Below are 26846 nucleotides of genomic sequence, written 5' to 3' on the forward strand. Positions count from 1 at the left end.
CCTTGGGATTGTGATCGACACCATGCGCATCAACACGGAAGACTTTCGCCGCCAGGCGCGGAAAAGCCTTCCGCGCTTTGTCTTCGACTACATCGAAGGAGCGGCCGACGACGGCCATTGTCTTCGTCGCAATCTGAGCGATCTGGCGGCCGTCGAACTTACGCCACGCATTTTGCGTGACACCACAGCAGTCGACACATCGATCGAGGTATTCGGCCGGAAGTGGGCGCTGCCCTTCGGCATTGCTCCGACCGGGTTGAATGGCCTCGTTCGGCCTAGGGGCGACGGACTGCTTGCGACCGCTGCGGCGCGCAACGGCATTTTATTCGCGCTGTCTACTGCGTCGAACATGCGGCTGGAAGACGTGCGTGCCGGAGCTCCAGATGGCATGCATTGGATGCAGCTCTACGTGATGCACAGGGACATGGCGGGACAAATCGTCGAGCGCGCGGCGCGCTCGGGCTATGAAGCGCTGGTGTTGACGGTCGACGTCCCGGTCAGTGGCAATCGGGAACCAGACTTGCGCAACGGTTTTCGCATGCCTTTCAAGCCGACCGCCAAGCTGGCCTGGGACGTGGTGACGCACCCGAGGTGGTCGATGCGCATGCTGCCTAATGGCGCGCCAGATTTCGCCAACTTGACAACGGCAGGCGGCGACGCGGGTTCGGCCAATGTGCAGGCCGCGCTTCTTGCCCGGGCGATGGATCGCTCAGTCGTCTGGGACACGCTCGCGTGGTTGCGCGGGCTGTGGAGAGGCCCACTGTTGCTGAAAGGAGTCCTCCACCCCGACGACGCTCGATTGGCTTTGGACCATGGCGTCGACGGCTTGATCGTTTCCAATCACGGGGGGCGCCAGAATGACGCTTCGCCGTCGGCGATTTCAGCGTTGCCACGGGTGGTCGCGGCGATCGACGGTCGGATTCCTGTGTTCATGGACGGCGGGATCCGGCGCGGCGGCGACATTGCCAAAGCCCTGGCGCTAGGTGCGAGTGCGGCCTTCCTGGGTCGTCCTGCGCTCTACGGCTTGGCAACCGACGGGGCTGAAGGTGCCGAGGCGGTGATCAAGCTGCTTGCAGCTGAACTGCTGCGCACCATGACCCTCCTCGGGGCGACGTCAGTGTCCGCTTTGCCCGGCGCGCTCGAGGGCGCAAGCGGCAACTTCACCTAGGCTGTCATTCCAGCGGACCGCGCCCCCCTGCGACGCGATAGGCACGCGGCGACATCTCAAACCTTTGACGAAATGCGCGGCTGAAGTGGCTCAGGTCGTTGAAGCCATGGGCCATCGCGACCGCTGAGATCCCGAGCGATTGGCGCGCCGGATCGCGCAAATCGCTTGCCGCACGTTCCAGGCGCCGGCGCCAGATGTAGCGCGCGAGGGACGTATTCTCGGCTTCGAACAACTTGTTGATATATCGCGGCGACAGATTGAGCGCGGCACTGACCATGGTCGCGTCTAGGTCCCAAGCGTCGAGGTTGCGTTCCAGGAAGTCCTTCACCCGGACAAGTGCCACTGCGCGGTATTCGGAGAGTGGCAACGGCGAGTTGAGGGTTGCCTCGTCGAGCGCCGACGCGAGAAGCTCCGTGAAATTGCGCGCAACTTTCTCGGACGCAACAGCGTCGAGGGACGGCAGTTGCTGATTCAAGCCGACGAGGTAGCCGAAAAGGATCGGGCACATCTGGCCCGCTTCCGTCAGGCTGCGTGCCGTGATGCGATGAACACCCGCAGAACGGTGAGACAACGAGGCGAGTGGGACTTTGACGGTGATCAGCTTGAATGCGTCGTCAAAACGCAAGTAATAGGGTCGCTGGGCGTCGCATACCGCACCGTCGCCCGGCTTCAACACCACAGAGCGGCCGTCTTGCTCGGCCAGTGCTACGCCGGCAAGGATGAAGTTGAAAATCAGGGATTCGTCACCTGAGCGCGAGATCCCCGCAGGCAACCGCGCGACGCGGTGAGGCGACGCTTCGATGCGCGCAACGCTGAGCGCACTGAGGCGAGTCCCGCTGACAGAAGCTTCAAACGGATTCTTGCCGTCAGGTCGGCATTCGAGGTCGACGAGAGCCTTGCACACCACCTCCTGCCAGAACTCGAACTTGTCGGTTTGGTTCAGACCGGCAGTGGAAGCGTCGATGACTCGTGGGGAGGGTTCTGCAGTAAGGGGTTGCATTGCGCACGACCAGGACTTGGCTCGCACATTGATGGTGCTGAGCAAGACCGAAACGGATCAAAACCAGAAGCTCTAGTGATTTTCGACCATTCGATGCAAGGTTGATGCCAAACAAACCCTTGCATTTGTCGCTGACGGCACGGTTGGAACGGTCGGTCTAGGGCCGTTTGAGACAAGTTTCCAGGCTGATGCAACAAAGTTTTTTGGCCCTCAAAGGCCGACCATTGCTCTCAGGGCCTTGTGAAGGCCTCTACTTCAAAGGAGAGCACTGTGACCACTGCAAACGACACCCAAACTGCCACCGTCGCGGGGCTTTCATCGAGTCGCCGGGACCTCCTGCGTGGCGCCGCCGCGCTGACGGCAGTCGCCGCCCTGGGTCAGGCCAGCCTGGCATGGGCGGCCGACAAGGACACGATCAAGATCGGCTACATCAGCCCCAAGACGGGACCGTTCTCGCCCTTTGCGGAAGCCGACGATTTCATACTCGACCAGGTCCGCAAGACCTTGTCCGATGGGCTTGTCGTCGGCGGCAAAAAATACAAGGTCGAAATCCTTGCGCGAGACGACCAAAGCAGCCCCGATCGCCAATCGAACCTGGCCGCCGAACTCATCAACAAGGAAAACATCGATCTGATGCTGGCGCAGGTGGCGATCGGTCCAAACGCTTCCCAGCAGTGTGAACTCAACGGCGTGCCATGCCTTTCAACGGTCGGTCCTTGGCAAGCATGGATGTTTCCTCTGAAGGGCGATCCATCCAAGGGCTTCAAGAGCGCTTTCCATTTCTTCTGGGGTCTGGAAGACATCGCCGACGTCTATCTCGACATCTGGCAAGGTGTGCCGTCGAACAAGGTGATCGGATCGGCATTCAGCAACGATGTGCCGGGGAACGCGATGGGCGACATGAAGCTTGGCATGCCAGCCGCTTTCACCAAGGCCGGATACAAGATCGTCGACATTGGACGATTCCCGGTCGGTGCTGATGACTTCTCGTCGTACATCCAGGCCTTCAAGAAGGAAAATGTTGAGATCGTGACGGGCCTTTTCAATCCTCCTGAATGGGCTTCGTTCGTCAAGCAATCTGCACAGATGGGCTTCAAGCCGAAGGCGGCCACGGTGGCGAAAGCGCTGCTGTTTCCCGGCGGGGTTGCCGCCCTCGGCCCGCGCGCCGATGGCATGTCAACGGAGATTTGGTGGACGCCCGCCTATCCGTTCAAGTCGAGCCTGACCGGCCAGACCGCAAAGCAGTTCGCCGACGCGTATACAGCCGCCACCAAGCGCGAGTGGACGCAACCCTTGGGTGTCGTGCACGCCCTGTTCGAAACAGGCATTCAGGCCCTCAAGGCGAGCGGTGATCCCAAGGATCCCGTCAAGGTCGCCAACGCGCTGCGCGTGATGAAGCACGACACGATCATAGGCAAGCTCGACTTCACCTCCAGCGGCATCAAGAACGTGTCGAAGATGCGCGTGGTCGGCGGTCAATGGCGCATTCTCAACGGTGGAAAGCCAGAGCTCTTCATCACCAACAACAAGACGGCGCCCGAGATCCCGGTTCAGCGCAAGTTCGAACTGCTGGCTATCGCCTGACGGGCAACACCATGTTGCTCGAACTGCGTGACACCAGCAAACGCTACGGCGACATGGTGGTGATTCCCAAACTCTCGCTGTCTGTGGAGGACGGTGAATTCATCGGCGTCATCGGCCCGAACGGCGCCGGAAAAAGCACGATGTTCGGGCTGATCTCCGGCAGCACTGCGTGCGACAGCGGAAGCGTATTCCTGGACGGCAAGGACATCACCAGTTTCGATGCCGCCGAGCGCTGCAAGGCCGGCATCGGGCGCACCTTCCAGATCCCGCAACCCTTCGAAGGCATGACGGCCTTTGAGAACGCGCTGGTCGCCGCCACGTTCGGCAATGGGCGGCACGGGCATGCGGCGCAGGCCGCCGCCGTCGACGCTATAGAGGGCTGCGGACTTGAAGCTGTGGCCGACAAACTCGCGGGAACCTTGACGCTTCTGCAGCGCAAACGGCTCGAACTGGCGAGAGCGCTTGCCACGCGTCCGCGCTTGTTGCTCCTCGACGAAGTTGCCGGGGGGCTGACGGATGACGAGATGCAGCAGTTGCTGCAGTTGATCGTGACGATTCATCAAGGCGGCGTGACCATTCTGTGGATCGAGCATTTAGTTCACGCCCTCGTATCAGCCGCTGATCGGCTCGTCGTTCTTGCAAGCGGCGCCGTGATCTGCGATGGCGATCCGAAAACGGTGATGGCCGACCAGATGGTGCGCGACACCTATCTGGGATCGGACATTGAGGAGGAACTCGACCATGCTGCGCACTGACCGACTCGACGCCTATTACGGATTGTTCCAGGCGCTGTTCAGTTTCAGCTTCCAGGTGTTTCCCGGCGAAACGGTGGCGTTGATCGGCTCGAACGGTGCCGGCAAGTCCACCTTGCTGCGTTCGATCGTCGGCTCGGTGCGAACCCGTCGCGACGGCGTCGTGCTCGACGACCAGCCCGTCGGCGGCGAGTCCGAGCGCAAGCAACTTAGCCGCGGCATCGCGCTGGTACCCGAAGGGCGTCGACTCTTCGCGAGCCTGACCGTGCTGGAGAATCTGCAACTCGCGGCGCGCAACGGCCGAGCCGGTGCCTGGACGATCGACCGCCTGATGCGCGAGTTCCCGGTGATGCAAGCCTTCCAGCATCGGCCGGCGACAGCCTTGTCCGGTGGCCAGCAGCAGCTGGTCGCGCTGTCGCGCGCACTGGTCTGCAATCCGGCGTACCTGCTGTGCGACGAGATCTCGCTGGGGCTTTCACCCGTGGCGGTCAACGAGGTCTACGACCTGCTGGGGCGGGCCCGCAACGACGGGTTGGCCGTGGTGCTGGTCGAGCAGAACGTCAAGCGCGCCCTGGCGGAATCCGATCGCTACTACTGCATACAAAAGGGCAAGGTTGTGCTGGAGGGCGCATCGGAATCGGCCGACCACGCGCAAGTGGCGCAAGCCTACTTCGGGATCTGAAATGACAACATTCATTGAAACGCTGCTCGGTGGACTGATGCTGGGTGCGCTGTATGCCCTTTTCGGGCTCGGCCTGAGCCTGAGCCTGGGCGTGATGAAGATGATCAACATCGCGCATGGCGACCTGATCGTTCTTGGTGCCTACCTGTGCGCAACCGTGATGCAGCTGGCTGGCATCGGACCTTTCGTGTCACTTGTCGCGGTGGTGCCGATCATGTTCTTCATCGGCTACGTCCTGCAACGCGTGCTGCTCAATCGGGTGGTCGGCAAGGGCACGCTGTCGCCGTTGCTGCTCACCTTCGGCCTTTCGATCGTCCTGCAGAACGTGCTGCAGGAAACGTTCACCGCCGACACCCGAAGCCTGCAGGCTGGTGACCTGTCGGTTCGCGGCTTCGACATCGCGGGCGTGTCGGTCGGGCTGCTGCCTCTGGTCTCGACGCTGATCAGCGTGCTGATCTTCGCGGGAACCAGTTGGCTGATCGGCCATTCGCACCTCGGCCGCCAGACGCGGGCCGTGGCGGACGATCCCGGCACGGCGCGCCTGGTGGGGGTGGACGATCGGAACTTCTTCGCGCTCGTTACCGGATTCATCCTGGCCGTGATCGCGCTCGCCGCCGTCATGTACGGGATCCGCACGCCTTTCTCTCCCACCGCGGGCCCGGAGCGCCTGCTGTACTCGTTCGAGGCGGTGGTCCTCGGTGGGCTCGGCAACATCTGGGGCACCTTCATCGGCGGCCTTATCATCGGTGTCGCGCAACTGTTCGGCGCCAAGGTCTCTTCGGGGTTGGGTCCCTTCTTCGGCCATCTGGTCTTCTTGGTCGCGCTGCTGGCACGGCCCCAGGGCTTGCTCGGAAAGGCGCAGCGATGAACGCCGGCACCACCTTGCAGCCCCCCGTTGCCATGCGCGCAAGAACCGGAAGTGCGTCGATTGCGATCGCATTGCTCGTGCTGTGCGTGTTCTTCGCAGCCGCGCCTTGGTTCACCAGCTTTGCGACGCAGCGCCTGATGGTGGAAGTCTTCACCGTCTTCGCCATCGCCCTGGCGTGGAACCTGCTGGCCGGCTACGGCGGGCTCGTGGTCGTCGGCCACCAGATGTTCGTTGGCGTGGGTGCGTATGCGCTGTTCGCGCTTTCGAACAAGCTGCAACTCAATCCATGGCTGATGTTGCCGCTCGCGGCGGTCGCCGCCGGGCTCTTCGCGATCGTGAGCGCCTATCCGATGTTCCGGCTCAGCGGCGCTCATTTTGCGGTCGGCACCTGGGTGCTGGCCGAAATGCTGAGGATCCTGACGCTGAATGGCGAATGGCTCGGCGCGGGCGGCGGCATGCCGCTGGAAGCATTGGGCAGCTTCGATCGCTGGACACGCAACGCCGGTGTCTACTGGGCCGCGCTCGTTGTCGGCGTCGGGACACTGGTGGTCGCGCGCAGCATCCTGCGAGGGCGACTGGGCCTGGCGCTCATGAGCGTGCGCGACTCGGAAGCAGCTGCTGCGGCCTCCGGGGTGTCAATCCGCAGGGCCAAGCTGGCGCTGTGGGTCATCGCGGGCTCGATCACCGGCGTGGCAGGCGCAGTGGCCTACATGAACACATTGCAAGTCACGCCCGACGCGACGTTCTCGCTCAACTGGTCGGCGGCAGCGATCTTCATCGCGGTGCTCGGTGGCATCGGGACGCTGGAAGGACCGATCCTCGGCACGCTCCTCTACTTCCTCCTGCGCGAGAACTTCGCCTCGTACGGCTCGTGGTATTTCATCGGGCTGGGCTCTCTCGCGATCCTCACGATGGTCTTCGCTCCTGGTGGCGCCTGGAGTCTCATCGCGCGCAAGTGGCCTGTCGATCCCTTCGGTGTGAGACGCGACATGCCGCGCAAGTAATTCCACTGTTCTTCATCACGCAAGGAAACCCAATGTCTGAAACTGCATTCAAGATCGCTGTCGTGCAGGCTGCCCCTGTCTTCCTAGACGCCGCCGCTTCCACGGAAAAGGCTATTGGCCTGATCACCGACGCAGGCGCAAATGGGGCCAAGCTGCTGGCTTTTCCCGAGGTGTTCATCCCTGGCTACCCTTGGTGGCTTTGGCTCGGCACGCCGGCTTGGGGCATGCAGTTTGTCTCGCGCTACCACGCAAACTCATTGCGCGCGGATGGTCCGGAACTAGCGTCCATCGCGGCGGCTGCCGCTGCGGCGAACATCAATGTGGTGATCGGCTTCTCAGAAATCGATGGTGGATCGCTCTACATCAGCCAGGCCTTGATCAGCGACAAGGGCGAGATGGTCTTCAAGCGTCGCAAGCTCAAACCGACGCACGTAGAGCGCACACTTTTCGGAGAGGGAGATGGTTCAGATTTTCAGGTGGTCGACACCAGTGTTGGTCGCCTGGGTGCACTCTGCTGCGCCGAGCACATCCAGCCGCTTTCGAAGTACGCGATGTACTCAATGCACGAACAGGTCCATGTCGCTTCGTGGCCGTCGTTCACGCTGTACCGTGGCACCGCCTATGCGCTGGGCCACGAAGTGAATCTCTCCGCAAGTCAGATCTATGCGCTGGAAGGCGGCTGCTTCGTCTTGCATTCGAGTGCCATCACGGGAAAGGACATGTTTGACGTCATGTGCGATACGCCCGAAAAAGCGCTCCTGCTGAATTCCGACGGCGGCAAGCCCGGCGGTGGCTACTCGATGATTTTTGGCCCCGATGGCCAGCCGTTGGTGGAGCACCTGCCGCAGGATCAGGAAGGCATTCTCTACGCCGACATCGATCTTTCCACCATTGCCGTTGCAAAGGCGGCTTACGACCCGTCGGGGCACTATGCGCGTGGCGACGTGGTCAGGTTGATGGTCAATCGCAGCCCGCGCCGCACCAGCATCAATTTTGGAGAGGGCTCGACAGAAGGTGCGCAGTGGACGGAGGCGAAAGCTGACTGAATCAGATTGAATGATTGCAGTCAGGGCGGAACCTACCGTAGCAGAGGTGAGGGCGACCGACCGGCGATGGCCGTGCGTGCCTGTTCGCCAAACTCACCGATAGCCGCCCTTGGCCAACAGCGTGACCACGCCGAAGGTCAGCTAACAAGCGCGGCCGCGAACTGGTGCTCACGTCCCGTTCCGGGCGTTGGCGATGTGGCGCATGAACGTCTGCGATGCAGCGATGAGCTGACTCACGATCAGCGCACCCCACCTACCCGCGCCATGGGGTGATGCGCGGAAACCATCGCCTCACGTTCGCCCGATAGCGCTTGAACTCGTCGCCGAGCTGCTCGCCCAGCGCAGGCTCTTCGTAGGCGACAACGAACAAGAAGAATCCGGCCCACACGATCGCGCCGTACGCCAGCACCGTGACGCTCCCGAACAGGAGGCCCTGGCCGGCGATCATCGCCGTGCCTGCGATGTACATCGGATTGCGGACGTAACGATAGAGCCCGGTGGCGACGAGGCGCTTGGGAGGCATGACGGGCGTCGGTGTGCCTGGGCCCTGCAACGCGAAGCGAGCGAACGAATCGAGCAAAATGGGCAACCCGGCGACGATCAGGGCGGCGCCGAGCACGCGCGCGATCGGGAATATCGGAGGGGCGCGAAGTGCCAGTGCGTGAGGTACCAAGGGCCGCCGCGGATCGCGCGGATTGGGCGAGCGCTGGCTTCGGCGATGTCCTGCGCGATGTCCGAAATCTCCCTGGCGCGCGCGCTATGCTTTGCGCGGGCCTTCCACTCGCAATCCGACGAGGAGAAACGCAATGAGGTCACGCCGCTTCACGACTCGAAATGGAACGGAACTCGCCTTCTCGGCCCTCGGTCTGGGTACGGCACCCCTGGGCGACCTGTACGAACCGCTGGACGAGAAAACCTGCATCGTCACCATCGAACAGGCATACGCCAGCGGGGTGCGCGTGTTCGACACCTCGCCGCACTACGGCAACGGTTTGGCCGAAGCGCGCGTGGGTGGAGGCCTGCGCCATCTGCCGCGCCAGGACGTGATCGTCTCGACCAAGATCGGGCGAGTCATGGATGCCTTTGCCAAGCCACCGCCGAAGAACCCCGAAGTTTTTTCGCCGGGCTTTGCCGGCGGCCATCCGCATGCGCCGCGCTTTGACTATTCCTACGACGGCACGATGCGTTCGGTCGAACAGTCTTTGCTGCGCACCGGCCTGGATCGCCTGGACATCCTCCTGATCCACGATTGCGACGTGTGGACGCACGGTCCAGTCGATGCGCCCGTGCGCTTCAAGGAGGTGATGGAGGGCGCCTACAAGGCGCTCGAGAGGTTGCGCAGCGAGAGGATCGTCGCGGCCATTGGGTTCGGCATCAACGAGTCCGACATCGCGGTGAAGTTCGCGAAGGCCGGCGATTTCGACGTGGCGATACTGGCGGGCCGCTACTCGCTGCTGATCCAGAACGCGTTGGACGAATTTCTGCCGCTGGCGCTCGAGAAGAACATCGGCGTGATGCTGGCCGGTGTGTTCAATTCCGGCATCCTCGCAACCGGCGCCGTGCCGGGCGCCAAGTTCGAGTATGGGCCGGCGCCCGAGAACATCATGGAGCGCGTGCGCAAGATCGAGGCGATCTGCGCAGCGCATGCCACACCGTTGCGCCGCGCGGCGGTGCAGTTCGCGATGGCGCATCCCGCGGTCGTGACGGTGCTGCTCGGTGGCGTGACGCCACAGGAGGTCCAGGTCAACTCCACCGATGCCGATCAGCCCGTGCCGGCCGCACTGTGGCGCGACCTTCAGTCCGCCGGCCTGCTGAGTCCGGCCGCACCGATCGGCTGAGCTCCTTTTGCGGGCGCGCGTGGCCCAACGTGTCACTCGTTCGCGCTGCGCGCCCGTAGTCTGTCGAATAGCACCGCCACGATGATGAATCCTCCAACGAAGGTGCCCTGCCAGAAGGTACTGATGCCCAGAAGGATCAGGCTGTTGCGAATCACCTCGATCAAGGCCGCGCCCACCACGGCGCCGAAAGCCGTGCCGATGCCGCCCGCCAGGTTGGTTCCGCCGATGACGGACGCCGCGATCACCGACAACTCCATGCCCTGTCCCAGGCTGGTCGTCACAGTGCCGAGCCAGCCGACTTCGAGCACGCCCGCAATGCCCGCGCACAGCGCGCAGAACATGTAGACGCTCACCTTCACCAACTTCACCGGCACACCCGTCATCGTCGCCGCACGTTCATTGCCGCCGATGGCATACAGGTGCCGGCCCCAGCGCGTCCAGCGAAACAGAAAGCTCGCGATCAGGAGCAGAACGATCAGGAAGAGAACCGGGCTCGGCACCCGGATGGGGTCGACGAAGGGCAAGGACACGCTGACGAAGCCGCCACCCAGCGCGAGCAGTTTCGGCTGGTCCGGGCCGAACTCGTAGACCATGCGGTTGTTCGACAGCACCATCGCGAGGCTGCGCACGATGGAAAGCATGCCCAGCGTGACCACGAACGGCGGCACGCCGATGTAGGCGATCATGAAGCCATTGATCGCACCCGCCAGCAACGATGCGCCCAGTGCCAGCGGAATCGCCACCCAGATCGATGTGCCCGTGTGCATCGTCATCCCGACCACCATGCCCGACAGCACGAGCACCGCGCCCACCGACAAGTCGATGCCCCCGGTAACGATGACGGCCGTCATTCCGATCGCAATGATCGCGACGAAGGCGAAGTTGCGAGTGACGTTGAAGAGGTTCTGCTGCGTCGCAAAGACATCGCTCGCGAAGGTGAGCACCACGAACGCGACAACGGCCGCCACCGAGACCCAGAAGGTCTGCTGGCTGACGAGCCAGCTCAGCCAGTTGCCATGCACGCGCCGGTCGATGCTGTCCTCGAGACTTGCGGCCATGTCGGACTGCCTTGTCGTTGGGTCGGGTGTGATCATGCGGTTTCGATGGCGCCGGTGATGAGGCCGGTGACCTCCTCCGGCGAACTGTGGGCGATGGGCTTGTCGGCCACCTTCACGCCGCGGCGCAGCACGACGATGCGGTCTGCTACCGCAAACACGTCCGGCATGCGATGGCTGATGAGCACCACCGCGATGCCGTGCTCTCGCAGGCGCCGAATCAGATTCAGCACCTCGGCGATCTGGCGCACGCTGATGGCGGCCGTGGGCTCGTCCATCAGCACGATCTTCGGATCGGCCAGGCGTGTGCGCGCGATGGCCACCGCCTGCCGCTGGCCGCCGGACATCCGGCGCACCAGGTCGCGCGGCCGTGTCTCCGACTTCAACTCGGCAAAGAGTTCGGCCGCGCGCTTGAACATGGCGCGATAGTCCAGCACCTTGACGGGGCCGAAGCCGCGCGTGAGTTCGCGCCCGAGGTAGACGTTCTCGGCCGCCGTCAGGTTGTCGCAGAGCGCGAGGTCCTGGTAGACGATCTCGATGCCTTCGCCGCGCGCATCGGCCGGCTTGTGAAAGGCCACCGTGCGGCCTTCGATCATCACCGTCCCGTCGCTGGGCGGGTAGTTGCCCGCGACGATCTTCACCAGCGTCGACTTGCCGGCGCCGTTGTCGCCCATCAGGCCGACGACCTCGCCGGGCTCGATGCGCAGGGAGACGTCGATGAGCGCCTGGATGGCGCCGAAATGCTTGGAGACCCGGGCGAGCTCCAGAACGGCCATGCGATTACTTCGCCGGGCACTTGTCCAGATTGGTCGGCACGCATTCGTCCAGCCCGGTGTAGAGCGGGTCGGCGACCTTCTTGCCACCAATGAGGTCGATCAGCACGGCGGGCGCGCGATGCCCCATTTCGAAGGGGCGTTGGCCGATCTGCGCATGGCTGCGGCCATTCTTCAGCGCGTCGAGCTGCGGCGGCAACGTGTCACCGGCGATGATGATCAGATCCTTTGACTTCAGCTTGGCCATCACCTGGTCCGTCACCTGTGCATACGCGGACGGACCGAACTGGGCCCAGCCCCCCACGAGGATGAAGGCATTGAGCTTCGGGTTCTTGGTGAACACGTCCGACATCTGCTGGTTGGCCAGGTCGATCTGGTCATTGGTGAAGAGCGGACAGCCGTCGATCTCGGTCCAGCCGCCGTCACCCTTCAGCCGGTCGACCCCCTTCTTGCCGGCAATGGTGTCGCGAAAGCCGGCTGCACGGGCATTGATGTTGTCGGCGGCCACGTTGCCCAGTTGCATGCACACCGTGCCGCCCTTGGGATTGAGTTGCTTGAGGTGCTTGGCCATCAGCACGCCCATGTCGTAGTTGTTGGTGCCCAGGTAGGTCTTGCGCAGCGACCGGTCGGCCGCGGCAAGATCGGCGTCGATGGTCATGATCGGCATCTTCGGTGCCTTGGCCTTGAGCATGGTGGCCATGGCCGGCGCGTTGGAGGGCGAAATGGCGATGCCCGCCACGCCCTTGTTGATGAGGTCTTCGACGATCTGCACTTCGCCGGCCTCGTCCGCGCTCGATGCCGGCCCGGTGTACAGGCAGGTGTATTCGGAGCTTGGGTTTTCCTTGTTCCAGAGCGCGCAGCCATCGCCGAGCACGGTGAAGAAGGGGTTGTCCAGACCCTTGACCACGACCGCCAGGGTCTTCTTCTGGGCCATCGCCGGTGCGGCGACGAGAAGCGCCGCCAATGCTGCGCCGACAAACTTGAGAAGCGACTTGTTCATTGTGTCTCCTGGATTATTGGATATGCACAACTGTCGAAATCTCTTGCACCGCCGGCAAGCCGCGGATCTCTCCTGCGGCTGTTCGTGACCCAAGAGAAATCGGACTATAGGACCGAGGCTGGGCGCTGTCGAGCGTGTAGACCCGAACCGCGAGCAGGTGGCGGGCCTTTTTGGACTAGCCCGCGCCGCTGGCGGTGACGCGCCAGACGACGTCGCCCACATCGTCAGCCACCAGTAGCGCGCCCTCGGGCCCGATCGCGACGCCGACCGGACGCCCGTACGACTCGCTTTCGTCGGGCGACAGGAAGCCTCCCAGGATGTCGCGCGGAAGGCCTGCCGGGAGGCCGCCCTCGAACGGCACGAACACGACCCGGTAGCCGCTGAGCTTGCTTCGGTTCCACGAGCCGTGCTGACCGATCGCCATGCCCGCGGGCCAGCCGGGCAGGGCGCCGGCGGGCAGCCAGCACAGGCTGAGCGACGCAGTGTGCCCGCCGAGTGCGGAATCGGGTGTCAGCGCACGCGAGACCGCGGCCCGGTCCTGCGGCACGCGGTCGTCGACCGTGCGGAGCCAGTAGCAGTACGGCCAGCCGAAAAGCCGCCGTCGCGCACCGAGGTCAGGTAGTCGGGCGGCTTCTCGTCACCGAGGCCGTCGTGCTCGTTGACCACGGTCCACAATTGACCGGTGGTCGGTTCCCAAGCGAGGCCGACCGGGTTGCGTAGGCGGCCCGCGTAAGTCCGGCTGCGACCGCTGGCGAGGTCGATCCCGTAGATGCAGGCGCGCCCGGTTTCGACCGTAGAGCCTGCTGCCGTCGGGGCTCGCGAGCAGGCTACGCGTCCAGTGGCCGCCCGGCTCGAATTCGTTCAGGCGGTGGCCCGGCGCGTCGATGCGCGTTGTGCCAGGGGTGTACGGGAACGCCACCACACCGTCGGTGTTGCCGACATAGAACACGTCGCCGATCAGCGCCATGCCGAAGGGCTGACTCAGATTCTCGAGCAGCGCCGAGCGGACCTCGGCGACGCCGTCGCGGTCGGCATCGCGCAGCAGCGTGATGCGATTCGGGCTCGGGCCGATCGCGGCGGCGCGCCGCATCGTGCTGACCATCGCATATTCGAACACCGATTTGATCGGGCCCGGTTCGAACAGCGCCTCGGCCACCGTCACGTCGCCGTTGGGCAGCACGTGGATCCAGTGCGGATGCTGCAGTCCGGTGGCGAAAGCGCTGACCTCGAGACCGGGCGCCGGTGTTGGCTTGCGCCCGTCGGACCAGCCGCACGCAGCCGGCATCTTCAGTGTCGGGATGCGGCCCTGAGGGCGTGCGTCGGGGATCGTCGGCGCGGCTCCGACAGCCTGCGTCGGTTCGCCGGTCTACATGCGCCGCCACTGCAGCGCCGCGTTGCCGGCCAGCACAACCATCTGCGCGAACACGTTCGACATGCTCATCGAGCTTTCTATCGTCGCTGGTCGATATTAAGCCGTGTCGGCTTCGTACACTCGCCCGCGATGCCGGGTCCTGCGTGGGGTCTGCGCAGAGACTACTACCGGTTCAGACTGGCTGCTGCCGGTCGCTTTTTGCAGCGGAACGACAGCGGTTACCGAGAGCCGACTTTGGCGATATTCCGGACAAGCGTCGGCTCTACGCCGGAACCTGACTTCGCTCGTCGGTCGGCGACGGGAAGTGGCAGAAGCGTCGGCCAACGACTGCTCTTCAATCGCGAAAACTGGCGTTCAGGGCCCGGTGCCGTCTTTCGTTTGGGAATCCACAAGGTCCGCTGCAACGGAAAGCGGGCGTTCGCAAAGCACGCAACGCGCCGCACGGGCTTGGCAGTGAAATGCTCTCTATGGCCAGCGCTGAAGTTAGCGCCGTGAGTGCGATCAGCTTCTTGCCGCTTCGCCGTGGATCCATTCCAGAAACACCTTGACGGAGGGTCGCTTGGCGTGCCGTGGTGGATACACGGCGAAGTGCGCCTTGACCTTGACGGCTTGATCGAGGCCGAACACAGGCTTCAGCTTGCGCTCGGCGATATGCTTGGCGGCGATCGTCGTGCTTTCAAGCGCGACGCCGAGGCCCTGAGTGGCGGCATCGAGCGACATCTGGGCCCGATCGAAGCGCACGGCGAACCAGTCCGGCGCCCGCTTGTCGCTGAACTGCCCAAACCAGTCCGACCACTGCACCACGCTGACATTGCTCTGAATCAGCTTCACGGTGGAAAGCTGATCGATGCGTTTCAGGCCGTGCTGCTTGATGAACGCAGGACTGGCGAGCGGCACGATGCGTTCCTCGAACAAGGGTTCCACCACCAGGTCGGGCCAGTTCGGTATGCCGTAGCGGATGTCGACGTCGGACTGTCCGAGGGCGAAATCGCTGGGCGTGTGCGCAGCTGACAAGTTGAGCGAGATGTCCGGGAAGGCCTGCGCGAAGCCGCGCAGCCGCGACATCAACCAGAGGCTCGCGATGCTGGGCGCCGAGTGCACATACAGGCTGTTGCTCACGCCTTGGCGCAAGTCGTCTGTCGCGGATGCGATGGCCAACAGCGCGCCGCCAACTTTCGACAGGTACATGTCCCCCGCAGCGCTCAGGCGCACGCCGTGCGCGCTGCGCTCGAACAACCTCACGCCGAGATGCGCTTCGAGTCGCGAGACCTGATGGCTGATGGCCGAGGCAGTGAGATTGAGCTCAGACGCTGCAAGCGCAAAGCTTCGTCGACGCGCTACCGCCTCGAACGCCTGCAGGTTGGTCACGGCGGGCAATGTGGACATAGGGTCAACCCGGTCGTTAGATGAAAGAACGTCATCTTAGGCTGAAAACACTTCGCTTGTCGTCATGCTCGCACCGGAGGACCATTGGCCCCAATGCAACGAGACCACTTCGCTGCAGGCGGTCACAGACAACAAATTTGCATGTCCGCGCCGCAGCCGTTTCACACCACTCTGGAGACAAATCGATGCTTCTCAAAGACAAAGCTATCGTCATCACCGGCGGCGCCGGCCTCAACGGTCTCGGATTCGCTACGGCGCGCCTGATGGCTGCCCACGGTGCACGGGTCGCCGTGCTCGACCTGGAGCGCGCCGACCCGGCGGCGGCGGCCGCGCAACTTGGCCCGGGCCATCTCGGCATCGTGGCCGATGTCACCGACAAGGCTTCATGCGATACCGCTGCCGCAGCGGTGCTCAAGGCATTCGGTCGCATCGATGCGCTGGTCAACAACGCGGGCATCACGCAGCCGGTGAAGACGCTCGACATCAGCGGTTCGGACTACGACCGCGTACTCGACGTGAGCCTGCGCGGCACCTTGTACATGTCGCAGGCCGTCCTGCCGGCCATGCAGGAGCAAGAGAGCGGGTCGATCGTCTGCATCTCGTCGGTTTCCGCGCAGCGCGGCGGCGGCATTCTGGGCGGTCCGCACTACTCCGCGGCGAAGGCCGGTGTGCTGGGCCTGGCACGCGCGATGGCACGGGAGTTCGGTCCAGTCGGTATCCGCATCAACAGCATCACGCCCGGCCTGATCGGCACCGACATCATCAAAGGCAAGCTCACCGAAGAGAAGAAGGCCGAGATTGCCGAGACCATCCCGCTCGCCCGCCTGGGCCGCGCCGAGGACATTGCTGGCGCCTGCGTATTCCTCTCCAGCGACCTGTCGCTGTATTGCACGGGCATCACGCTCGACGTCAACGGCGGCATGTTGATCCATTGAGTCATCAGCGACCGCTTTCACTTCTACAACCAGGAGACAGACATGACCGATCCCAAGCTCGCCCCTACCAAGTTCAACCGTCGGCAACTGCTGGCCGCAGGTGCAGCACTGCCCCTGTTCTCGATCCTCACGCGCCGTGCGGACGCGGCCGAGTTCGAACTCAAGTACGCCACCGGGCAAGACCCGACGCACCCCGTCAACGTGCGTGCCAAGGAAGCGCTCGACCGCATCCGCGAAGCCACCTCGGGTCGGGTCAACATCAAGCTGTTTCCGGCCAATCAGTTGGGCAGCGATACCGACCTGCTGACACAGGTGCGCAATGGTTCGGTCGAGTTCTTCAACCTCTCGTCGTTGATTCTGTCGACCTTCGTGCCAGTGTCGGGCATGACCAGCGTTGGCTTTGCCTTCAAGAACTATGACGACGTGTGGAAGGCGATGGATGGCGATCTGGGCAACCATATTCGGGCCGAGATCGCGAAGACGCCCATCTTCACCGTGTCGAAGATCTGGGACAACGGCTTCCGTCAAATCACCTCTTCCGGAAAAGAGATCAAGACCGCAGCCGACCTGAAGGGCTTCAAGGTGCGCGTGCCTGCTGCGCCGCCGCTGACCTCCCTCTTCAAGGCGCTGGAGGCCGCCCCGTCGCCCATCAACTTCAACGAGGTCTACACCGCATTGCAGACGAAGGTGGTGGAAGGCCAGGAGAACCCGCTCGCCATCATCGCAACGGCGCGGCTCTATGAGGTTCAAAAGAGTTGCAGCCTGACCGGCCACGTCTGGGACGGCTACTGGGTGCTGGGCAACAAGCGCGCATTCGACAAGCTGCCGGTGGACGTGCAACAGGTCATCAAGCGGGAGCTCGACAAGTCCGCGACCGATCAACGGGTCGACGTTGCCAAGCTCAACACCAGCCTGATGACCGACCTCAAGGCCAAGGGCATCACCTTCCTCGACGTGCAGCAGGAAGACTTCCGCAAGAAGCTGGCGAGCACGGGCTTCTACGGCGAGTGGAAGTCAAAGTACGGCGCGGCGCCGTGGGAACTCCTCGAAAAGGTCTCCGGCAAGCTCGGTTGACAGGTCGCTGCCTCGCTCCGGATGTCTCCGGGGCCCGGTGGATCATTCATTCATTCATTTTGATCGGTGAGCCGCGCCTTGCTGCGCAGGCCCTCGGCCACCGTTCGCCCGAAAGAAAGCCATGAACATTAGTAGTGATGAGCTTGAAGCGGCGAGCGCCGTGGCCAGGCGCGAGCCGATTGCCTGGCTGGAGACGCTGAACAAGGCGCTTGGCACGCTGATCGAAATTCCGGCCGCACTGTTGGTGCTGGCCGAGGTCGTCGTGCTGCTGGCAGGGGTGACGAGCCGCTACGTCTTTCACGAGCCGCTCGTGTGGTCTGACGAACTGGCATCGATCCTGTTCCTGTGGCTGGCGATGCTGGGGTCGATCGTTGCCTTCCAACGCGGCGAACACATGCGCATGACGGCGATCGTCGGCAAGCTCGAACCCCGAAAACGAGCCTTCCTGGATCTGGTCGCCATCGCTGCGGCTATTGCGTTCCTCGCATTCGTGGTTCATCCTGCCTACGAGTTCGCGCAAGACGAGGTCTTTGTCACGACGCCGGCGATGGGCATCGTGAACTCCTGGCGGGCTTCGGCGTTGCCGATCGGCCTCGGGCTGATGTTGCTGGTCGGCGTCATCCAGATGTTCCGAATCGCCCGACTGAAGGACGCGCTTCTGGCGTTGGGCCTCGTCGCCCTCGTCATTGGGGCGATGGCGTTGGTAGGCCCGCTGTTCGCGAAGCTCGGCAACTGGAATCTGTTGCTCTTTTTCGTGGTTGGCGTTGGTGCACTGGTGCTGCTTGGGGTGCCGATCGCGTTCTCGTTCGGACTGGCGACCTTCGGCTACATCGCGCTGACCACCACGACGCCGACTGTCGTTGTCGTCGGCCGCATGGACGAGGGCATGAGCCACCTGATCCTGCTTGCCGTTCCGCTGTTCGTGCTGCTGGGCCTGCTCATCGAAATGACCGGCATTGCCCGCGCCATGGTCAACTTCCTGGCCAACCTGCTGGGGCATGTGCGCGGTGGGCTGTCCTATGTGCTGATCGGCGCGATGTACCTGGTCTCGGGCATCTCGGGCTCCAAGGCGGCCGACATGGCAGCCGTGGCACCAGCCCTGTTCCCGGAGATGCGCAAGCGGGGCGCGAAGCCTGGAGACCTGGTGGCCCTGCTTTCGGCAACGGGCGCGCAGACTGAGACGATCCCGCCGTCGCTGGTGTTGATCACGATCGGCTCCGCGACGGGCGTCTCGATTGCAGCCCTGTTCACTGGGGGCCTGCTGCCGGGTGTCGTGGTGGGGGCGACGTTGGCCGCACTCGTGTGGTGGCGCTATCGGGGCGAGAACCTCAAGGGCGTGCGCAAGGCTTCCGGTCGCGAGATCGCCAAATCTTTCATGATTGCGATCCCGGCACTTGCTCTTCCGGTCGTCATCCGCGCAGCGGTGGTCGAGGGCGTCGCCACGGCGACCGAGGTGTCCACAATCGGCATTGTCTACGCGGTGATTGCCGGGCTTCTCGTGTACCGTCAGTTCGACTGGAAGCGGGTCTATCCGATGCTGGTGAGTACAGCGTCGCTCTCCGGCTCGATCCTGTTCATCATCGGTGCCGCCACTGGCATGGCCTGGGCGCTGACGCAATCGGGATTCTCGACCGCTCTCGCCGACGCGATGAAAGCCTTGCCGGGCGGCGGGATCACCTTCATGGCGGTGTCGGTGGTGGCTTTCATCATCCTCGGCTCGGTGCTCGAAGGCATCCCCGCCATCGTGCTGCTTGGACCGCTGCTGTTCCCCATCGCCCGCCAAGTCGGCATCCACGAAGTGCACTACGCGATGGTCGTGACCCTTGCGATGGGCATCGGTCTCTTTGCGCCGCCATTCGGCGTCGGCTACTACGCGGCGTGCGCCATCAGCCGGATTCATCCGAACGAGGGCATGAAGCCTATCGTGGGCTACATGGTCGCCTTGTTCCTCGGAACGGTTCTTGTCGCGGCGATCCCATGGATCTCCATCGGCTTCCTCTGACCCCTTCACCTCCCCGCTCACCCTCCCAACTCACCTCTAGCAAGGAGATTTTCATGTCTGATTTATCGTCGCTTCAACAAAGCGCCTACCGCATTCGCCGATACGCACTGCAGATGGGCGAAGTTCAGGGACAGGGCTACATCGGCCAGGCGCTCGGCTGGGCCGACGTCCTGGCGGTCGCCTACAAGCACGCCATGACCTACAAGCCCGAGGACCCAGAGTGGGAAGGCCGTGACCGCTTCCTGCTCTCGCACGGCCACTACGCGATCGCTGCCTATGCCGCACTCATCGAAGCCGGGATCATCTCCGAAGAGGAACTCGAAACCTACGGCAGCGACGACAGCCGCCTGCCGATGTCGGGGATGGTCACCTATACGCCCGGCATGGAAATGTCCGGCGGTTCGCTCGGCCAGGGTCTTCCAATCGCGGTCGGCATGGCGCTCGGTCTGCGCCTGAAGAACAACCCAGCGTTCGTCTACAACTCGATGTCCGACGGCGAGCTGGACGAAGGCTCGACCTGGGAGGCTGCGATGGGCGCGGCCCACCATCGCCTCACGAACCTGATCTGCCTGATCGACATCAACAACCAGCAGGCCGATGGCCCGTCCGGAAAGATCATGGGCTTCGAGCCGCTCGCCGACAAATGGGCAGCGTTCGGCTGGCACGTGCAGCGCGTCGATGGCAACGACCTGGCCGCCGTCATGGGTGCCTTCGATGCGGCCCGTGCGCTCAAGAATGAAAAGCCACGCGTCATCCTCTTCGATACCTTGATGGGCAAGGGCGTGCCCTTCCTCGAGAGCCGCGACAAGAACCACTTCATCCGCGTAGACCCGCCTGAATGGCAAGAAGCCATCGCCCATACCGACCGCACACAAACCGAAGGAGCCGCATCATGAATGCCACCATTGAAAAGAAGCCGCGTCTGAAGACCTCGGCGATGATTGCTTCCATCGCCGGCGAGGGCCAGCGTGTCAAGGCGGCGCCCTTCGGCAAAGCCATGGTCGAGCTGGGCCGCAATCGCCCGGAGGTCGTCGGCATGACGGCCGACCTCGCCAAATACACCGACCTGCACCTGTTCGCGAACGAGTATCCCGAACGCTTCTTCCAGATGGGCATGGCCGAGCAGTTGCTGATGGCGGCCGCCGGCGGCATGGCCAAGGAGGGGTTCATTCCCTTCGCGACGACCTATGCCGTCTTCGGAACGCGCCGGGCCTTCGACTTCGTGCACCAGGTGATTGCCGAGGAAAACCTCAACGTCAAGATGTGCTGCGCGCTGCCGGGCCTGACCACCGGCTACGGACCGAGCCACCAGGCGACCGAGGACCTGGCGTTGATGCGCGGCATTCCCGGCCTGACGATCATCGATCCGTGCGACGCGCTCGATGTCGAACAGGCCGTGCCCCAGATGGCCGATCACCAGGGCCCCGTCTACATGCGGCTGCCGCGCGGCAACGTGCCGATGGTGCTGGACGAGTACGACTACAAGTTCGAACTCGGCAAGGCCAAGCTGATCCGCGACGGCAAGAGCGTGCTGGTGATCGCCAGCGGTTTCATGACGATGCGCTCGCTGGAGGTCGCACAACAACTGCAGGCCGACGGCATCGATGTCGCGGTCCTGCACGTTCCGACCATCAAGCCGCTCGACGAGGCGACGATCCTGGCCGAGGTCCGGCGGATGGGAAGGCTCGTCGTTGTGGCGGAGAACCACTCGGTGATCGGTGGCCTGGGCGAGGCGGTAGCGACGCTCCTCATGCGCTCGGGCGTCACGACGACGTTCCGCCAGATCGGATTGCCGGATGCGTTCCTGGACGCGGGCGCGCTGCCGACTCTGCACGACCGCTACGGCATCTCCACCCAGATGATGGGCCAGCAGATCAAGCGCTGGGTCTAAGGCCTGAACACGCGCCGCCGCAGCTTCAAGCATCTTCTGGATCCAGACATCATGAGTATCAAGACAAAGGTGGGATTCATCGGTCTCGGCGCCATGGGCCGCGGCGCGGTCAGCAATCTGCTGGCAAAGGGCTTTGACGTGGTGGGCTGCGATGTGCGCTCCGACGCGCTCGACTGGCTGCGAGCGCAAGGGGGAACGCCTGCATGCTCACTTGCAGAGCTGGCGGCCCAGGTTCAGATCGTCGTGTGCTTCGTCGTCAACTCGCAGCAGACAGAGGCCGTGCTGTTTGGCGACGACGGACTGGTCGGGGAGCTTGCAGCGGGTGCCGTCTTCATCGCTTGCAGCACCATGGATCCGTCCTACGTTCGCGCACTCGAAGGGCGACTGGCGAGTCACGAAATCTCGCTGATCGATGCGCCTGTCACGGGTGGCGCGGTCGGTGCCGAGCGCGGGACGTTGACCATCATGGGTTCGGGGACGCGTGAGGCCTTCGATCTGGCGCTTCCGGTGCTCCGGACTTTTGGCTCACGCGTGCACTACCTTGGCCCGGCGGGCTCCGGTGCGCAGATGAAGGTTCTCAACCAACTGCTGTGTGGCGTGCATCTGGCTGCTGCGGGCGAAGCGCTGGCGCTTGCGAAGCACCAGGGTCTGCCGCTCGATCTGACGCTGGAGATCCTCAGCAGCGGGGCGGCCAGCTCCTGGATGCTCGCCGACCGAGGGCCGCGGATGGTCGCTGGCCAGTTCGACGACATCTCCTCGGCGGTCGACATCATTGTGAAAGACATGTCGTTGGTGCTGGACGCGACACGCGAGTCGCGTTTTCCCGCGGCACTCGCGCACGCAGCCCACCTCGCTTTCCTTGGTACCACGGCACGAGGACTGGGTGCAAAGGACGACTCAGCCGTCACGACACACTACGAGCTAGCCGCGGGGATGCCATAGAAAACGTTGCGCACGAGCTTGCGGATTCGGATACCGTCGGTCCGTCAAGGATCTGCCGGCCACTTGGCACGCTCAGTGCTTTGAAGAACCTTTGCGCGTCGAAATCCGTCACGACGGACAGGCGACGCTGATTCCATGTTGCAAACACTGGCCATCACAGGCCCCATCTACCTCGTCATTGCGCTCGGCTTTCTGGCCGGGCGCGCCGGCACCTTCAGCAAGCTAGACATGCGCGTGCTCGGCACTTACGTTGTCAAGTTTGCACTCCCCGCGCTGGTGTTCACGGCGCTGTCCCAGCGCCGGGTCGACGAGGTCATGAATGGCCGCTACGTGCTCGGCTATGCCGTCGGGTCGCTCGTCGTGATGATGGCTGCCTTTGGCTGGGCGTGGCGCTGGCAGGGCAAGAGCTTTACGCTGAGTGCGCTGTGCGGGCTCGGCTGCTCAAGTTCGAACAGCGGCTTCATCGGCTACCCTATCGCCATACTGGCGGCCGGGCCGTCGTCGGCTGCGGTCGGCCTCGCGATGTGCATGCTGGTCGAGAACTTGCTGATGATTCCGCTCGCACTGGTGATGGCGGACAGCGGCCATGCGGGCGCGGGCAAGTGGTATCGCATCCTCATGCAGTCGCTCAGCCAGCTGTCGCGAAATCCGGTCATCCTGGCGATCGTGGGCGGCCTTGCCGTCTCATTGATCGGAATTCCGATCACCGGCGTGCTGGCGCGCACCATCAACATGCTGGCGATGTCCTCGGCAGCAGTGTCCCTTTTCGTCATCGGGGGCACATTGACCGGATTGAAAACCAAGGGTATGCGGCGGGACGTGACCACCATCGCCCTGGGCAAGCTCTTGCTGCATCCCCTGGCGGTGGGACTGATGATGTGGCTGGTGCCGCCGAACGACCCGACATTGCGGGCCGCAGCCGTGGTGTTCGCTGCCACGCCGATGCTCAGCATCTATCCCATCCTGGCCCAGAAGTATGGCTTCGAGGAAATGTGTGCGGCAGCGCTGTTGCTGGCAACCGTTTTGTCGTTTTTGACAATCAGCATCGCCTTGTGGGTGCTGGGTCCGGTTCTTGGATGGGCAGCGTAGTACAACGGAATTTCGAGGCCTCAGATCTATCGCATGGAGTCTGCGCGGCAGATGGACTCGGCACTGCGCATGAAGAGCACGGCCAGATCGTCAGCGAGCGCAAGTCTATGTCGGCTTGCAGGGCTTGACTTGCCCTTCGCTTCGCGCAGCCCAAGGACCGGTCATGGCCGGGACTGCCTGTTCGCCAAACTCGCCGATAGCAGTCCTTGGCCAACAGCGTGGTCACGCCGAAGGTCAGCTATCAGGCGCGGCCGCGAACTGGTGCTCGCGGCCAGAAGCGGCCGCTCGAGGAAGACCCAGAATTCGCCCGAAAGCAGTCGGTCGGTTGACCGGGCGGGTGCTGCCAACCTGCATGCCTTGGCCGTCAGTCCAAGAAGCGTTCGGCGTAGTCGAGAGGTGGCATCGCGCATGTTTCGGTGCGGCCGAACAACCAATATCGGTTTCGCGCGACCCACCGATAGAGCGTGTCGCGCAACGGCGCCGGCACCAGCCAGGCTCCCCAGGCGAGCCGCCATGGCCATCCCAGCGCATGGAGAACGCGCAGGATGGCGGATGTGTGCTGCCACGTGCGTTCCCGGTCAACCACGAGCAGCGTTTGCAAGCCATCTACTTTCAAACCCGCCTCGGCGAGCAAGCCCTTTCCGGTTGCGCCTTGGATTGAAGCGAACCGAACGATTCCCTTTCGGTCGTGTCGCAGTAGAAACTGCACCCAACCGTTGCAGAGCAGGCATTGAGCATCGAAGACAACAATCACACTGGTTCCTTCTCGCTGATGGTCAAGTGTCCGCGATAGCTTGCCACAGTGCCAATCGCAGGCAGCGAGGCTTGAACTCGAAAGTGAAGCCGGTCACTTTGCCCCGTCTCCTCCGCAACGACCCTCGGGAGTAGCCAGTGCGGGCATCGCACTCCAAGAAAGTGCAGTCCAATCAGCCGCATCTCAAGCTGGCCTCCTGCCTCGCAGAGGCTAAAGGTCAACCGGGCGGCGCCGAGGTGTTCGACGACCTGACGAGCATCGAGGCGCATGCGGGAGGTCATCTTCTGGCCCGGGAAATGACGGGTCCATGTCTCGGCCTCTGGGGCCGCCTGGAGCTCGAATCGGATGGGGCCGCTTGTCGCCCGACGAGGTGTTCCAAGGCAAAGCGCAAGGAGCCTCGCCGCGAGCGTTGAAGGTGCATCGGTGTCGACCCAGCCGTGAAGCTCATGCCGGCCGACCAATGTGTGAAAGCGCTGCACGGCGAGCGGAAGACTGTTGAAACTCTCTCCCAGAGCCTGCTCGTACATCGACGCGGCTTTCATGTGGCTACCTCTGCCATGTGGATGTTCAGGCCTCGCGCTTCTTCATCAAAGTCTTCGAGCGACAGGCTGCCCACACAGGGCATCGCACCAGCGGGTAGTCCGTCGCCTGAAGCGAGCTTTCGAACCAATGCGGCTGCAGCCAACGTCGGAACGTAAGGCCCGTCGCCATGCGTCGCGACCAGGCTCCAGGTGCGCGACGTCTCGACGTTGTTGTTCCGAAGCCCAGAGACCGAAACGTGCATGGCTCCCGCATCGGACCCCCAGCCCTTGAAGATGTTTGCAACATTTTTGAGCCAGTGTGCGTGCGTAGACCAGTCGCGGACGAGGCCATGGCGAGCGGCCCACGCCATGGCGTTCATCCCCCTGTGCAAGAACGAGAGCTCGAGGCCGGCTCCAAACTGTACGTTTGGCGCGCCGGGATACCGAAGTGGCAGCAACGCGAGGTCCGGGACATCGCATGATGACAGCCAGCGACTTCCGACCGGCGCTGGGTAACGGTGGTGACGAGACCCGCTCCATCCAATCGTTTGAGTCGGGCCTTGGGCGGGTATCGCCTTTCCGCAGTAGCTGAGGATGGCCTTCACGGTCGACAGACCTCGCTCGGTCCTATTGCCTGGACTGATGCCGATATCGATGTTGCGAACGGTCGACATGCCTTGAGCGAGGTGGTCCACGGCCGCGCTGGATAAGGCTGGGACCGAGCTTGCCCCGCTACTGACGAAAACGCCGGCTGCCTTGGCGTTTGAGTCGAGCTCCCGGATTCCTACCACGAACGCGCGCGCATCAGCCAGGTCGATGTAGTTCGCGCCGACCGATATACATGTTCGCGCGACCCGGTAATCCTGGCCTTGGAATGGCCCGGAAGCGAGAACGACGGTGGTGGGGGAAAGGGGCTTGAGCTGCCGAGGCAAGTCCGCGGACATCGCGTCCACGACGGCGGCGCCGAGGCGCGCCTTCGACTGCGGACGCAATTCCTCAACCAAAGCCTGAGCATCCTGAAGGGAGCGACCAGCGACAACTACGTGAGCGTTCGGCTGCGACGTCAGGCGTTCTACCAGTCGACGCCCGAAAAAGCCGTACCCGCCAATGACAACCACGCGGTGTTCAGTGAGTGCTCGGCTCATCGATAGATTTAAGCTTGGGGTGAATGAGCATACATGAGCTTGGCAGGACTTACCGGTTGCTTGGGCCGGGTCGGTCGCGTTCCTGCCAACAGGCAAATCGGGCCAACAGTTGCCGCTCGCCGTCGTTTAAGCTCCGCCGACCTGCTTCTTGAGTTTCCGCCATGCTCCAAATGCGTCCCGGCTGTGAGTGTTGTGACCGCGACTTGCCGCCCGATTCATCCGATGCTCGAATCTGCACCTTCGAGTGCACGTTCTGCAGCGAATGCGCAGACAGGCAGCTTGCCAGCACGTGCCCAAACTGCGGCGGCGAATTGCTTCCTCGTCCAAGGCGGCCGGCGGACAAGCTCGCGAAATATCCGGCCTCAACGACGCGAGTGCACAAGCCTGATGGGTGCAAGGCCTCGTGTTGACGCTTCGGCTGACGGCCAGGAGCGGAAGTACATCACGGACCTCCAGTTTCTTCAGCGAGTGCACCCCGAGACGAACCGTGCTGGCGAAATCGTCGTCGGGCGAAGGCTGTCTTTGCACTATGCTGCAGCAGTCTCTCGAATGCCCTCACCCCTCTCGAAATCATGATGTTTGACCGACGGCGTCTGACTGACGCATTTCAGAAGGCTACGCGCGTGCCTCGGGCGGAGCTATTCGACGCCGACCGTGGTCTTCCAACTTCGCTCGTCGATTCTGTCAATACACCCTATCTCGGGTGGGTCGGACGGCACTACCGCGGAGGGACCGTCCTCATCGGAAAGAATCCGGGCGGGGGCGGCGACAGCCAAACAGTGGCAACAGAGCCGGCCGCGCAAATCTGAACACGCCGCAAAGTGGATAGGCTGCTCCCATGGGCGAGGACAGAGCCGGATGACAGGAGCAGACGACATGAGCAAAAGACCCCGCCGCAATCACTCAGCGGCATTCAAGGCCAAGGTGGCGATCGATGCGCTGGCCGACGGCAAGACGATCGCCGA

27 protein-coding genes are annotated in these 26846 nt (G+C 63.3%); 16 read left to right on the forward strand and 11 right to left on the reverse strand.

What is annotated here, in order from left to right:
- The first annotated feature begins 22 nt into the window (after positions 1-22).
- Positions 23-1168 carry an alpha-hydroxy acid oxidase gene (locus QZH52_RS34730; RefSeq protein WP_301815839.1) on the forward strand — a complete coding sequence of 382 codons (1146 nt, stop codon included), beginning with the start codon at positions 23-25 and terminating at the stop codon, positions 1166-1168.
- 4 nt (positions 1169-1172) lie between these two features.
- Here the strand turns inward: QZH52_RS34730 and QZH52_RS34735 are convergent, their stop codons facing one another.
- Entirely contained in the window at positions 1173-2213 is a 1041-nt protein-coding gene (locus QZH52_RS34735; protein ID WP_301815814.1) for an AraC-like ligand-binding domain-containing protein, read from the reverse strand.
- A 225-nt stretch (positions 2214-2438) separates the two neighbouring features.
- Here QZH52_RS34735 and QZH52_RS34740 point away from each other — a divergent pair, with 225 nt between their 5' ends.
- The 6 genes from QZH52_RS34740 to QZH52_RS34765 are packed head-to-tail and all read left to right on the forward strand — an operon-like array spanning position 2439 to position 8104.
- Positions 2439-3752, forward strand: a complete 1314-nt coding sequence (locus QZH52_RS34740; RefSeq protein ID WP_301815815.1) for an ABC transporter substrate-binding protein — start codon at positions 2439-2441, stop codon at positions 3750-3752.
- A gap of 11 nt (positions 3753-3763) precedes the next feature.
- On the forward strand, positions 3764-4507 hold the full coding sequence (locus QZH52_RS34745; protein ID WP_301815816.1) for an ABC transporter ATP-binding protein: 744 nt from the start codon (positions 3764-3766) through the stop codon (positions 4505-4507).
- Complete coding sequence (locus QZH52_RS34750; protein ID WP_301815817.1) at positions 4494-5186, forward strand: ABC transporter ATP-binding protein; 693 nt, start codon at positions 4494-4496, stop codon at positions 5184-5186. The genes QZH52_RS34745 and QZH52_RS34750 overlap by 14 nt, the downstream gene beginning before the upstream one ends.
- A 1-nt stretch (position 5187) precedes the next feature.
- A complete protein-coding gene (locus QZH52_RS34755) occupies positions 5188-6054 on the forward strand; it encodes a branched-chain amino acid ABC transporter permease (RefSeq protein WP_301815818.1) in 867 nt (288 codons plus the stop codon).
- The gene (locus tag QZH52_RS34760) at positions 6051-7058 is read left to right on the forward strand and encodes a branched-chain amino acid ABC transporter permease (RefSeq protein WP_301815819.1); all 1008 of its coding nucleotides are present in this window, start codon (positions 6051-6053) and stop codon (positions 7056-7058) included. Before QZH52_RS34755 ends, QZH52_RS34760 begins: the two co-directional genes overlap by 4 nt.
- 32 nt (positions 7059-7090) lie before the next feature.
- Entirely contained in the window at positions 7091-8104 is a 1014-nt protein-coding gene (locus QZH52_RS34765; RefSeq protein WP_301815820.1) for a nitrilase, read from the forward strand.
- 253 nt (positions 8105-8357) lie between these two features.
- On the opposite strand, the gene QZH52_RS34770 is transcribed toward QZH52_RS34765, so the two are convergent.
- Positions 8358-8723, reverse strand: coding sequence for a methyltransferase family protein (locus QZH52_RS34770; protein WP_301815821.1), 366 nt, complete (start codon positions 8721-8723; stop codon positions 8358-8360).
- A gap of 187 nt (positions 8724-8910) precedes the next feature.
- On the opposite strand from QZH52_RS34770, the gene QZH52_RS34775 reads away from it, so the two are divergent.
- Positions 8911-9942, forward strand: coding sequence for an aldo/keto reductase (locus QZH52_RS34775; protein ID WP_301815822.1), 1032 nt, complete (start codon positions 8911-8913; stop codon positions 9940-9942).
- Between the two features lie 32 nt (positions 9943-9974).
- On the opposite strand, the gene QZH52_RS34780 is transcribed toward QZH52_RS34775, so the two are convergent.
- From QZH52_RS34780 to QZH52_RS34805, 6 genes are all read right to left on the reverse strand, one after another.
- Positions 9975-11000 (reverse strand): ABC transporter permease, encoded by a 1026-nt coding sequence (locus tag QZH52_RS34780; RefSeq protein ID WP_286529209.1) that lies wholly within the window; start codon positions 10998-11000, stop codon positions 9975-9977.
- Positions 11001-11032: 32 nt separating this feature from the next.
- A complete protein-coding gene (locus tag QZH52_RS34785) occupies positions 11033-11773 on the reverse strand; it encodes an ATP-binding cassette domain-containing protein (RefSeq protein WP_301815823.1) in 741 nt (246 codons plus the stop codon).
- 4 nt (positions 11774-11777) lie between these two features.
- Positions 11778-12770, reverse strand: coding sequence for a substrate-binding domain-containing protein (locus tag QZH52_RS34790; RefSeq protein WP_301815824.1), 993 nt, complete (start codon positions 12768-12770; stop codon positions 11778-11780).
- 175 nt (positions 12771-12945) lie between these two features.
- A complete protein-coding gene (locus QZH52_RS34795; RefSeq protein ID WP_301815825.1) occupies positions 12946-13317 on the reverse strand; it encodes a PQQ-dependent sugar dehydrogenase family protein in 372 nt (123 codons plus the stop codon).
- A 90-nt stretch (positions 13318-13407) separates the two neighbouring features.
- Positions 13408-14055: a PQQ-dependent sugar dehydrogenase family protein gene (locus tag QZH52_RS34800; protein ID WP_301815827.1), complete on the reverse strand. Its 648-nt coding sequence runs from the start codon at positions 14053-14055 to the stop codon at positions 13408-13410.
- Between the two features lie 588 nt (positions 14056-14643).
- Positions 14644-15528 (reverse strand): LysR substrate-binding domain-containing protein, encoded by an 885-nt coding sequence (locus QZH52_RS34805; RefSeq protein WP_301815828.1) that lies wholly within the window; start codon positions 15526-15528, stop codon positions 14644-14646.
- A gap of 185 nt (positions 15529-15713) precedes the next feature.
- Here QZH52_RS34805 and QZH52_RS34810 point away from each other — a divergent pair, with 185 nt between their 5' ends.
- The 7 genes from QZH52_RS34810 to QZH52_RS34840 all read left to right on the forward strand — a co-directional run bounded on the left by QZH52_RS34810 (position 15714) and on the right by QZH52_RS34840 (position 23461).
- A complete protein-coding gene (locus QZH52_RS34810) occupies positions 15714-16463 on the forward strand; it encodes an SDR family NAD(P)-dependent oxidoreductase (protein WP_301815841.1) in 750 nt (249 codons plus the stop codon).
- Between the two features lie 42 nt (positions 16464-16505).
- On the forward strand, positions 16506-17537 hold the full coding sequence (locus tag QZH52_RS34815) for a TRAP transporter substrate-binding protein (protein WP_286525099.1): 1032 nt from the start codon (positions 16506-16508) through the stop codon (positions 17535-17537).
- A gap of 121 nt (positions 17538-17658) precedes the next feature.
- Entirely contained in the window at positions 17659-19539 is a 1881-nt protein-coding gene (locus QZH52_RS34820; RefSeq protein ID WP_301815829.1) for a TRAP transporter large permease, read from the forward strand.
- Between the two features lie 53 nt (positions 19540-19592).
- Entirely contained in the window at positions 19593-20435 is an 843-nt protein-coding gene (locus QZH52_RS34825) for a transketolase (RefSeq protein WP_301815842.1), read from the forward strand.
- Complete coding sequence (locus tag QZH52_RS34830; protein WP_301815830.1) at positions 20432-21430, forward strand: transketolase family protein; 999 nt, start codon at positions 20432-20434, stop codon at positions 21428-21430. The genes QZH52_RS34825 and QZH52_RS34830 overlap by 4 nt, the downstream gene beginning before the upstream one ends.
- A 51-nt stretch (positions 21431-21481) precedes the next feature.
- On the forward strand, positions 21482-22372 hold the full coding sequence (locus tag QZH52_RS34835) for an NAD(P)-dependent oxidoreductase (protein ID WP_301815831.1): 891 nt from the start codon (positions 21482-21484) through the stop codon (positions 22370-22372).
- A 135-nt stretch (positions 22373-22507) separates the two neighbouring features.
- The gene (locus QZH52_RS34840) at positions 22508-23461 is read left to right on the forward strand and encodes an AEC family transporter (RefSeq protein ID WP_301815832.1); all 954 of its coding nucleotides are present in this window, start codon (positions 22508-22510) and stop codon (positions 23459-23461) included.
- A 364-nt stretch (positions 23462-23825) separates the two neighbouring features.
- Here QZH52_RS34840 and QZH52_RS34845 read toward each other — a convergent pair whose 3' ends face one another.
- Genes QZH52_RS34845 through QZH52_RS34855 form a run of 3 tightly spaced genes read right to left on the reverse strand, consistent with a single transcriptional unit; the run spans position 23826 to position 25881 of the window.
- Complete coding sequence (locus QZH52_RS34845; RefSeq protein WP_301815833.1) at positions 23826-24215, reverse strand: thiol-disulfide oxidoreductase DCC family protein; 390 nt, start codon at positions 24213-24215, stop codon at positions 23826-23828.
- Positions 24212-24757 (reverse strand): DUF4166 domain-containing protein, encoded by a 546-nt coding sequence (locus QZH52_RS34850; protein WP_301815834.1) that lies wholly within the window; start codon positions 24755-24757, stop codon positions 24212-24214. Before QZH52_RS34850 ends, QZH52_RS34845 begins: the two co-directional genes overlap by 4 nt.
- Complete coding sequence (locus tag QZH52_RS34855; protein ID WP_301815835.1) at positions 24754-25881, reverse strand: saccharopine dehydrogenase family protein; 1128 nt, start codon at positions 25879-25881, stop codon at positions 24754-24756. Before QZH52_RS34855 ends, QZH52_RS34850 begins: the two co-directional genes overlap by 4 nt.
- Positions 25882-26042: 161 nt before the next feature.
- Here QZH52_RS34855 and QZH52_RS34860 point away from each other — a divergent pair, with 161 nt between their 5' ends.
- Positions 26043-26291, forward strand: a complete 249-nt coding sequence (locus tag QZH52_RS34860) for a DUF1272 domain-containing protein (protein WP_301815836.1) — start codon at positions 26043-26045, stop codon at positions 26289-26291.
- The last annotated feature ends 555 nt before the right edge of the window (positions 26292-26846 follow it).

The organism is Variovorax ginsengisoli (assembly GCF_030486595.1).
GTDB classification, from domain to species: Bacteria; Pseudomonadota; Gammaproteobacteria; order Burkholderiales; family Burkholderiaceae_C; genus Variovorax; species Variovorax ginsengisoli_B.